A 9268-nucleotide genomic window follows, 5' to 3' on the forward strand; every position below is an offset into this window, starting at 1 on the left:
GCCGCGAGCGCCGTACGTCGACGGCGGCGCAGCGACGCGCGGCCGCGGCAGGCGGCTCCCGCGAGGAGGCGGTCCACGTCGGGGTTCAGACCGCTCGAGCCGCGATCGATGAGGGTGGTGAAGTCGGAATCGTTCACAGCGAGCTCCTCTCCCGCATCCGCGCCAGTGCGCGCATGCTCCGGTTGCGGACGGCGCCAGGGGAGAGGTCGAGGTGTCGCGCGACCTCCTCGACCGAGAGGTCCTCGAGGTACCGCATGACGAGCACGGCGCGATCGACCGGCGACAGTCCCGCGAGCGCCTCCTGCAGCGAGACGCGCAGGTCCGCCAGGTCGGCGTGGTCGACGGTGACGCCGGCCGGCAGGTCGTCGTACGGCGTCTCGGTGCTGCTGCGCTTGCGCCGCGCGCTGATGAACGTGCGGGTGAGCGCGGTCTGCGCGTACGCCGCCGGGTTCTCCAGCCTCGGCCCGAGCCTGCGGTGCATCCGCACGTAGACCTTCGCGAGGGTCTCCTGCACCAGGTCCTCCGCCTCGGACCGGTGACCGCAGAGCAGCCACGCGGAGCGGTAGAGGTGGGGGATCCGGGCGCGCGCGAACTCCTCGAAGTCGAGCGGCGCCTGGTCGGTCATGTCTCTCCTGGGTCGTGATGACAACCAGTACGACGCCGGGCGGGCCGCCGTTGTCACAGCCGGGATCAGGAGGTCATGGGATCACGCGCTGGTGAAGCTCGCCATCGTCCGCTCGGGCTCCCAGAACGCCTTCATCGACGTGACTCGGCCGTCGTCGTCGACGACGTAGACCATGATCAGGTCGGTGACGGTGTAGGAGCCGTCGGGGAACGACGTCCTGATCCGCCCGATGTTGGCGCAGGTGTTGCTGTCGGGATTGGCGAACGAGTCGTTGATGGTGAACTCGAACCTGTCGATCGAGGCGATCGCCTTCTCCCAGAAGGCGGAGATCCCGTCGTGGCCGCGGTGGCCCTTGCCCTCGGGGTCGAACATCGAGCGGCCGACGGGGTCCTCGAGCACGCAGTCCTCGGCGTAGACCGTGAGCCACTCGGCGAGGTCGCCCTTGGCGACGGCGGAGTACGAACGCTGGGAGGCGGCCCGCGCCGGGTGCGGGTCGTTGTGCGCGTTCCAGACGATGGCGTCGGAGGTGATCATGGACGCATCGTAGGTCGGATCTAGAACGTGTTCTAGTGCCGGACCGACCGACGACGCCCCGCCGACCGGTTCCCCCGGTTTCGCGGGCCGGTCACGCGCGGTTCACGAGTCACTCATCCGGCGGGGCCACAGTGGCGGCATGGCGAAGAAGCGCAAGGCCTGGCTCCACGTCGGGATGCCGGGGGCCGGCGACGTCATCGAGCCCGCGCTCGCGCATCATCGCGACGCTCTCGTCGAGCTCGGGATCGCGTCCGTCGCGCAGTCGACCGCGGAGAGCTTCCGCGCGGCCGTCGAGATCACCCGCTCCCACCGGGAGTGGGGTCTGCGGCGGGGCGACGTCGAGGGACAGTGGGTGCGGATGGTGCGCCGGGCGGAGCGCTCCCGCGTCGACGTCGCGTTCAGCCAGCCGCTGCTGGCGGCAGCCACCGCGGAGCAGGTCGCGCTGCTCGCCGACGCGCTCGTCGGCTACCAGGTGCACGTCGTGGTGACGACAGGGCTGGACGACCAGTCCGCGACGATCCAGCGCTGGGCCGCGGCCGTGCGCAAGCCGGAGCGGCTGCACGTCATCGAGACCGCCGGCCTGGAGCCGAAGGACGTCTGGAAGGCGTTCGGCCGGCTCGCCGGCTTCGGTACGACGTCCCTGGCCCTCGACGCGGTCCCGCTCGCCGTGCCGGTGTGCCGGTCCCTCCCGGAGGCGCTGAGGGAGCTGGAGCGGCTCGCCCGTCGCAATGCTTCGCTGGAGGTGCGCCTGGAGGAGCTGGACCGGAAGCGACGCAAGCTCCGGCGCAGGCTCGAAGAGGTCGCCTGATCCCGGTTCGGCCGCGCGGCCTCGGGGTGCGGCTAGTGCGCGCGCCAGGCGTCTTCGTCGGCCGTGCGCGAGGTCACCGCGTCGGGCAGCCTGCCCTCGGCGAGCTGCTGGATCGAGACGTCCTCGAAGACCTCCCGCAGGGCGCGACGCGCGGCGATCCACACGTGCTGGAGCACCTCGGCGGACTCGTTGTAGCTGACCGCCTCGGGCCGCAGGCCGTAGACCGAGACGAGGGGACCGTCGACCGCGCGGATCACGTCCGCGACGGAGACCTCGGCGGCGTCGCGCGCCATCCGCCAACCGCCGGCCTGGCCGCGCTGCGACAACACGATGCCCGCCCGGCGCAGGTCGGCGAGGATCGCCTGGAGGAACCCGTGCGGGATCTCCTGCTGGCGGCCGAGCTCCTCGGCGCTCACGGCCTTGGCGTCGTCACGGGCCGCCATCGCGATCAGCGCCCGGAGGGCGTAGTCGGACTTGGCGGAGACGCGCATGGGTCCAGTGTGTCAGATTGCTCGATCGACTCACTCGACCTAGGCGAGCCCGGCCCACCCTCCGCAACCCAGGCGAGCGCCGGGTGTGAGGGATACCGCTCCCCCCGTGCTTGCAGCGGCTAGCAGCCCCCCGTATCATTATGTTACTGACGAGTAGCCCTCATCACGTCTAAAGAAACGGTGGAACAGTGAGCCACTACAAGAGCAACCTGCGCGACATCGAGTTCAACCTCTTCGAGCTCTTCAACGTGCAGGAGTACCTCGGGTCCGGTCTCTACGAGGAGATGGACGTCGACACCGCTCGCGAGATCCTTTCCGAGGTCGAGCGCGTCGCCCGCGAGGACCTCGCGGCGTCGTACGTCGACGCCGACCGCAACCCGCCGGTGTTCGACCCCAAGACGAACACCGCGCCGATCCCGGCTTCCTTCAAGAAGTCCTACGACACCTGGATGGAGTCCGGCTTCTGGGCCCTCGGCCTCCCCGAGGAGATCGGCGGGACCACCGCGCCGGCCTCACTGGTGTGGAGCGTCGGTGAGATGGTCCTCGGCGCCCAGGCGCCGATCTGGATGTACTGCACCGGCCCGTCGATGGGATCGGTGGTCTTCAAGAACGCCAACGGCGTCGCGCGCGACGTGCGTATCGCCGAGATCATGGTCGAGCGTCTGTGGGGCGCCACCATGGTGCTGACCGAGCCCGACGCGGGCTCCGACGTGGGTGCGGGCAAGACGTTCGCCACGCCCAACGAGGACGGCTCCTGGAACATCACCGGCGTCAAGCGCTTCATCACCAGCGCCGAGTCGGACCTGCAGGAGAACATCATGCACCTGGTCCTCGCCCGGCCGAAGGGCGTCGAGGGCGTCGGTGGCCCGGGCACGAAGGGCCTCTCGCTCTTCCTCGTCCCGAAGTACCACTTCGACCACGAGACCGGTGAGCTGACCGGCGAGCGCAACGGCGTCTACGTCACCAACGTCGAGCACAAGATGGGCATCAAGGTGTCCAACACCTGCGAGCTCACCTTCGGAGACCCGCAGGTCGGCGGCGGCGAGCCCGCCAAGGGCTGGCTGCTCGGCGAGGTGCACGACGGCATCCGCCAGATGTTCGACGTCATCGAGAACGCCCGGATGATGGTCGGCACGAAGGCCATCGCGACTCTCTCGACGGGCTACCTCAACGCGCTGGAGTACGCCAAGGAGCGCGTCCAGGGCGCCGACCTCACCCAGTCGGCGGACAAGACCGCGCCGCGGGTCACGATCACCCACCACCCGGACGTGCGCCGCTCGCTGATGACGCAGAAGTCGTTCGCCGAGGCGATGCGCTCGCTGGTCGTCTACACCGCGAGCTGGCAGGACAAGGTCCAGCTGGCCAGGGCGGCCGGTGAGCGTGACGAGCTCGCCGAGGCGGTCAACGACCTGCTGCTCCCGATCGTCAAGGGCTACGGCTCGGAGCGTTCCTGGGTCCTGCTCGGCACCGAGTCGCTGCAGACCCTGGGCGGCTCCGGCTTCCTGCAGGAGTACCCGATCGAGCAGTACGTCCGCGACGCGAAGATCGACACCCTCTACGAGGGCACCACCGCCATCCAGGGCCAGGACTTCTTCTTCCGCAAGATCGTCAAGGACCAGGGCAAGGCGCTGGGCCACCTCGCGGCCGAGATCAAGGCCTTCGTCGAGTCGCAGGCGGGCAACGGCCGCCTCAAGAACGAGCGCGAGCTGCTCGCGACGGCCCTGGCGGACGCCGAGGCGATCGTCGGGCTGATGATCAACGACCTGATGTCCGCGCAGGACGACATCCGCAACATCTACAAGGTCGGTCTGAACACCACGCGCGTGCTGATGGCGCTGGGTGACGTGGTCTGCGCCTGGCTGCTGCTGCGGGGCGCGGAGGTCGCGCTGGAGAAGCTCGGTGGCGACGCCGGGTCCGACCAGGCGTTCTACGAGGGCAAGGTCGCTGCCGCGCAGTGGTTCTCGCAGCTCAACCTGCCGCGGATCACCGCCGAGCGCCGGATCGCCGAGGGCGCCGACCTCGCGATCATGGACCTCGACGAGGCCGCGTTCTGATCCAGGCATAGCCCCCGATCAACCGCGCACGACGGCCGCCCCGGACTCCGGGGCGGCCGTCGTCGTACGCACCGCCTTCGGGCGTTCCGGGAGCGGCTCGGCCTCGTCCCGCCTAGCCTCTCCGCGTGAGCCGCGCAGCGATCTGCCGTGCCCTGCCTGTTTTCGTGCTCGCAGGGCTCCTGGCGCTGCCGACCTCTGGCACCGTCGGCACGGCGGGAAGCGGCGCGGCGCGGCCGCGCCCCCTGGTGTGGTCGGCGTCCGTCGGCGACCCGAGCATCGTGAAGGTCGGTGACCGCCGGATCGTCGTCGCCACCGGCCCGGAGGTCTCCCGCGCCTACAAGGACCCCGGCAAGGGCTGGCGGTGGACCGGGCCGGTCCTCGCCCGCCGGCCGACGTGGGCTCGCACGACGGGGGAGATCTGGGCCGCCGACCTCGCCCGGATCGGTGATCGCTGGGTCATGTACTACTCGGTGCCGGTGCGCGGGCTCGGTCCGCACGGTCGCTGCATCGGCACCGCGGTCGCCCGGCGGGCACTGGACTCGTTCCGTCCCGTCGGCACCCGTCCGCTGGTCTGCCCGGCCCGGGCCAAGGTTCCGCGCGCAGCGGATCCTGTGCTCGTGCCCGGCCTTCCGCGCAGGGGCGCGATCGACCCCTCCGTCTACATCGAGCGCGGCAGGCCCTACCTGCTCTACAAGACCGATGGCGTGCCCTCGTCCATCCGCCTGCTCCCGCTGAGCGCGAGCGGCCGGAACCTACGACGCGGGACGAACCCCGCGCAGCCCAGCACCGAGCTCGTCCGCTCCACCGGCGTGATCGAGAACCCGGTGCTGCTGCGGCGGGCCGGGGACTACTACCTCTTCACCTCGCAGGGCGACTTCGCGCGGTGCAGCTATCGCCAGACCTGGCGCCGCTCGACCTCCCTGACCGCCTGGGGAGACGCCGCCGGGGGACTGTTGCTCAGCCGCGCCCGCACCGGCGGGCTCTGCGGCCCGGCCGGCGGCGACATCCTGGTCGAGGGCACCACCACGACGATCTACTTCCACGGCTGGGTCCGCACGGGTACGACGACACCGCCCGGCGGCGGCTTCTGGGCGTGGGAGGGCAGGGCCCGAGCGATCCGCGCGCTCTACGCGGCAAGGCTGCGGTTCCCGGGCAAGATCCCCACCGTGGTGCGCTATCTCGGCTGACTGGTTGCCGGGCTCCGCGGCCGACGATTCTCCGGAGCACGTCGACCTCGACGACGACCACATCGAGGTCTCGGCGCTGTAGGAGGCGCCCGCTCGCTAGCATCGGCGACATGAGCGACCGCGAGCTCCTGGCCGGCTACGTCGACACCTGGTGGCGCTCGATCGCCGACCTCGTGAGGTTGCTGGAGGAGCTCGAACCGGACGAGTGGGCGAGGCCGACCGATCTGCCGGGCTGGGACGTGAAGGCGGCGGCGTCCCACACGGCGCACCTGGAGTCGGTCCTGGCAGGGGAGCCCGAGGAGACCGCCGACGTCGGAGAGCCGTCGCACGTCATCGACGTGATGGGCCTCTACACCGAGATCGGCGTGGTGAACCGGCGCGACCGGGATCCTGCCGAGATCGTCGAGGAGATCCGACGCGCCGCGAGGAAGCGGTACGACGCGCTCCAGGCCGACATGCCGACCGATGGGAGCGCGAAGCCGACGAGAGTCTTCGGCGGCGTCCCGTGGGACTGGCGGACGCTGCTGCGCAACCGCCCGCTCGACGTCTGGATGCACGAGCAGGACATCCGCCGCGCGACCGACCGCCCCGGCAACATGGACAGTGCGGGCGCCCAGCACACCGCGGACTACCTGACCGATGCATTCGGCTACGTCGTCGGCAAGCGGGTCGCCCCGCCGGCCGGAACGACGGCGGTGCTGTCCGTCCAGGGCAGCACGCCCGTCGCGGTCGAGGTGGGCGACGACGGCCGTGCCCGCCGGCTCACGGTCGAGCCCGACGCGCCCACCGTCCGGATCGCCATGGACCGCGCGAGCTTCATCGTCCTGGCCGGCGGCCGCCGTGCGGCCGACCCTGCCGCGATCGCCATCGAGGGCGACGAGCAGCTCGGCCGCAGGATCCTCGACATGCTTGCCACCACCCCCTGAGGGATGTCGAGGCTCGCTGGCGCTCGCACCTCAACCAACGGAAGGCACCATGAACTGGAACGTCGCCGACCTGCCCGACCAGACCGGCCGCACGATCGTCGTGACCGGCCCGACCCTGGGTGGGCTGGGGCACCACACCGCGCTCGAGCTCAGCCGGAAGGGCGCACGCGTCGTGCTGGCGGGTCGCAACCAGAAGAAGGTCGAGGAGACGGTCGCGGCGATCCGCGAGGAGGTGCCGAAGGCCGAGCTCGAGACGCTGCACCTCGACCTGGCGAGCCTGGGCTCCGTGCGACAGGCGGCGGCCTCGGCCGCGCGGCTCGGCGCGATCGACGTGCTCGTCAACAACGCCGGCGTGATGGGCACGCCGTACTCCCGCACCGCCGACGGTCTCGAGCTCCAGCTGGCCACCAACCACTTCGGGCCGTTCCTGTTCACCGGGCTGCTCCTGCCGCAGCTGGTGCAGAGTGCCGACGGCCGGGTGGTCACGGTGGCCTCGCTGTTCCACCGTTGGGCGTTCAAGCCGCCGCTCGGCGATCCTCGCGATCAGAACGGCCGCTACAGCCGCTGGCTCGTCTACGGCCAGACCAAGCTCGCCAACCTGCTGTTCACCGCCGAGCTCGACCGCCGGCTGCGTGAGGCCGACCTGCCGGTGAAGGCACTCGCCGCGCACCCCGGCTTCGCCGGCACGCATCTGGCGGCGAACGGTCAGTACGGCCGGGCGTCCGGCGGCGTCGCCACCATCCTGGACGCGACCGTCCGCGCCGTCTCGCAGTCGGCCGCCGCCGGCGCCTGGCCGACCCTGATGGCGGCCACCGAGGACCTGCCCGGCAACACGTTCGTCGGTCCCAGCGGCCTGCACCAGATGGCCGGGACACCCCGGGTCGTCGGGCGCACGAAGCAGGCGCGGGACGCGACCGCCGCGCGGCGACTGTGGGAGATCTCCGAGGAGACGGTGGACCTCCGCTATCCCTGAGGCTCCGTCGGGGCCCCACGGCGCGGCCGGCATCAGGCGTCGTACAGGTTCGCGCCCAGCAGCCAGAGCAGGTAGGCGATCGCGGCGCCGGCGAGGACCCTCGTGGTCCAGTCGGCGACGCGCACCAACCGGGGGTGCCGCTCCTCCCACCGTTCCCCGACCTTGTCCTCGACCAGGATGAAGGCGATGCAGAGGAGCAGGGCACCGAGGACCAGGCGCCCCCGGGCCAGGGTGAGGACGGCGAACAGGCTCCAGATGCCCGGCAGCCACCAGCCCCGCATCGCCTGCACCCTCGCCACGGACGCGAGCCTAGGAGGCACTCGATGCGCTCCGGCGGACCGGGCGCCTCAGGAGCCGGAGATCTTCGCCATCAGCAGGTCCGCCACGACATCCTGGTGCTCGGCGTAGGGGTGGAAGATCGCGGCCGGCTTCTGCGGCCTGATCCCGGCGATCCACGGGTCGTCGGCACAGATGTCGTGGCCCTCGGTGGCGGACCAGACGTCGACGTACTCGGCGTCGGCCGTCCGAGCGCCGTCCTGCTGCGCCTGCACGATGTCCTGCACCACCTGGTGGGCGAAGGGATAGTCGCCGGCGGCCAGCGGGAGCTGGTCGCAGTGCCCGGACGCCGGGACGATCTGGGGGTAGCCGACGACGATCACCCGAGCCCGCGGAGCCCGCTCGAGGATGTCGCCCACGGCCTCCTCGATGCTGTCTGCGATGCCCGCGATCTCCTGGGCGAGCCGACCGTTGTCCAACTGCGCCTTCTTCGTGCACGGCGTGCCGCCGGGATCGGCCATGCCCGACCGGACGCAGTCGATGACCAGGTCGCCGAACACGTTGCCGTCGTTGGCGCCGACGCTCAGGGTGACGAGTGCGGTGTCCGCGTCGAGCGCGTCCAGCTGCGGCGGCACCTCGGCGGTCCCGGCGAGCTGCTGGTGCTCGGTGAGGTGGTCCGTCATCGCGCCGCCGCAGCTCACGTCGACGAGCTCCAGGCCGAGACGCTCGGCGAGCAGGTGAGGGTAGTTGCCGGTCGTCTGCTCGCAGCCCTCGGGGCCGGAGCGCGCGCCGAGGCGAGGTCCGGAGGTGTAGGAGTCGCCGAGCGCGACGTACCGCTCGGACGCGCGGACCGGTTCGGCCTGGTTGCCGCTGGCGTCGACCTCCCCGCTGCACGCGACGAGGAGGACGGCCAGGAGCAGGAGCACCGGCGCGGTCACGCGATTCACTCCGGGCTCTCCTCCTCGACGCCGAGCGCGATGGTCAGAGCGAGGACGGTATCGGGATCCTCCAAACGCTCGCCGAACAGCTCGCGCAGCTGGTTCATGCGGTAGCGGACGGTCTGGGGATGCACGAACAGCGCGGCAGCCACCTCGTCGCGCCGGCCCTGGTGCAGCAGCCAGGCCCGCAGCGTCTCCCGCAGCTTGGCGGCGGACGAGGGTTTCAGGTCGCCGAGCGGGGCGAGGACCGAGGATCTGAGGTCCTCCAGGGCCGAGGGGTCGGCGGTGAGGACCAGTCGGGGGAGGTGCGCCTCGGTGTCCCCGGTCAGGTCCAGGGAGCGCGCGCGAAGCGCCCGCTCGTACGACGCCCTCACCTCCAGCCACGGACGCGCCGGCCCGACCAGGCAGCCGCGGTCCCGCACGGCCCGCAGCAGGGTGGCGCGGCGGCGGCCGTGG

11 protein-coding genes are annotated in these 9268 nt (G+C 71.3%); 5 read left to right on the forward strand and 6 right to left on the reverse strand.

Going from position 1 to position 9268, the window contains the following annotated elements:
• Positions 1–133 precede the first annotated feature (133 nt).
• Positions 134–625 carry a SigE family RNA polymerase sigma factor gene (locus E7Z54_RS11915; RefSeq protein ID WP_136433948.1) on the reverse strand — a complete coding sequence of 164 codons (492 nt, stop codon included), beginning with the start codon at positions 623–625 and terminating at the stop codon, positions 134–136.
• Positions 626–706: 81 nt separating this feature from the next.
• Positions 707–1159 carry a nuclear transport factor 2 family protein gene (locus tag E7Z54_RS11920; protein WP_136433950.1) on the reverse strand — a complete coding sequence of 151 codons (453 nt, stop codon included), beginning with the start codon at positions 1157–1159 and terminating at the stop codon, positions 707–709.
• A 139-nt stretch (positions 1160–1298) separates the two neighbouring features.
• Between E7Z54_RS11920 and E7Z54_RS11925 the strand changes: the two genes are divergently transcribed.
• A complete protein-coding gene (locus tag E7Z54_RS11925) occupies positions 1299–1967 on the forward strand; it encodes a hypothetical protein (RefSeq protein ID WP_136433952.1) in 669 nt (222 codons plus the stop codon).
• A 32-nt stretch (positions 1968–1999) separates the two neighbouring features.
• Here E7Z54_RS11925 and E7Z54_RS11930 read toward each other — a convergent pair whose 3' ends face one another.
• Positions 2000–2458: an RrF2 family transcriptional regulator gene (locus E7Z54_RS11930; RefSeq protein ID WP_136433954.1), complete on the reverse strand. Its 459-nt coding sequence runs from the start codon at positions 2456–2458 to the stop codon at positions 2000–2002.
• 188 nt (positions 2459–2646) lie between these two features.
• On the opposite strand from E7Z54_RS11930, the gene E7Z54_RS11935 reads away from it, so the two are divergent.
• The 4 genes from E7Z54_RS11935 (at position 2647) to E7Z54_RS11950 (ending at position 7598) form a co-directional block, all read left to right on the forward strand.
• Positions 2647–4512 carry an acyl-CoA dehydrogenase gene (locus E7Z54_RS11935; protein ID WP_136433956.1) on the forward strand — a complete coding sequence of 622 codons (1866 nt, stop codon included), beginning with the start codon at positions 2647–2649 and terminating at the stop codon, positions 4510–4512.
• Positions 4513–4637: 125 nt separating this feature from the next.
• Positions 4638–5699, forward strand: coding sequence for a family 43 glycosylhydrolase (locus E7Z54_RS11940; RefSeq protein ID WP_136433957.1), 1062 nt, complete (start codon positions 4638–4640; stop codon positions 5697–5699).
• A gap of 110 nt (positions 5700–5809) precedes the next feature.
• Positions 5810–6625, forward strand: coding sequence for a maleylpyruvate isomerase family mycothiol-dependent enzyme (locus E7Z54_RS11945; RefSeq protein ID WP_136433959.1), 816 nt, complete (start codon positions 5810–5812; stop codon positions 6623–6625).
• 49 nt (positions 6626–6674) lie between these two features.
• Entirely contained in the window at positions 6675–7598 is a 924-nt protein-coding gene (locus tag E7Z54_RS11950; RefSeq protein WP_136433961.1) for an oxidoreductase, read from the forward strand.
• A gap of 32 nt (positions 7599–7630) precedes the next feature.
• Here the strand turns inward: E7Z54_RS11950 and E7Z54_RS11955 are convergent, their stop codons facing one another.
• The 3 genes from E7Z54_RS11955 to E7Z54_RS11965 all read right to left on the reverse strand — a co-directional run.
• On the reverse strand, positions 7631–7897 hold the full coding sequence (locus E7Z54_RS11955) for a hypothetical protein (protein WP_136433963.1): 267 nt from the start codon (positions 7895–7897) through the stop codon (positions 7631–7633).
• A 48-nt stretch (positions 7898–7945) separates the two neighbouring features.
• Positions 7946–8821 (reverse strand): SGNH/GDSL hydrolase family protein, encoded by an 876-nt coding sequence (locus tag E7Z54_RS11960; RefSeq protein ID WP_136433965.1) that lies wholly within the window; start codon positions 8819–8821, stop codon positions 7946–7948.
• Positions 8818–9268: PucR family transcriptional regulator (locus E7Z54_RS11965; RefSeq protein WP_168798290.1), on the reverse strand; the 451-nt coding region annotated here is incomplete at its 5' end. The genes E7Z54_RS11965 and E7Z54_RS11960, both read right to left, overlap by 4 nt.

Origin of the sequence: Nocardioides sp., assembly GCF_004803405.1 — a bacterium.
Taxonomy (GTDB): domain Bacteria; phylum Actinomycetota; class Actinomycetes; order Propionibacteriales; family Nocardioidaceae; genus Nocardioides; species Nocardioides vastitatis.

Coding starts and splice junctions, on each gene's coding strand:
- E7Z54_RS11925 (WP_136433952.1), top strand. CDS start 1,299: ATGGCGAAGAAGCGCAAGGCCTGGCTCCACGTCGGGATGCCGGGGGCC.
- E7Z54_RS11950 (WP_136433961.1), top strand. CDS start 6,675: ATGAACTGGAACGTCGCCGACCTGCCCGACCAGACCGGCCGCACGATC.
- E7Z54_RS11945 (WP_136433959.1), top strand. CDS start 5,810: ATGAGCGACCGCGAGCTCCTGGCCGGCTACGTCGACACCTGGTGGCGC.
- E7Z54_RS11915 (WP_136433948.1), bottom strand. CDS start 625: ATGACCGACCAGGCGCCGCTCGACTTCGAGGAGTTCGCGCGCGCCCGG.
- E7Z54_RS11930 (WP_136433954.1), bottom strand. CDS start 2,458: ATGCGCGTCTCCGCCAAGTCCGACTACGCCCTCCGGGCGCTGATCGCG.
- E7Z54_RS11920 (WP_136433950.1), bottom strand. CDS start 1,159: ATGATCACCTCCGACGCCATCGTCTGGAACGCGCACAACGACCCGCAC.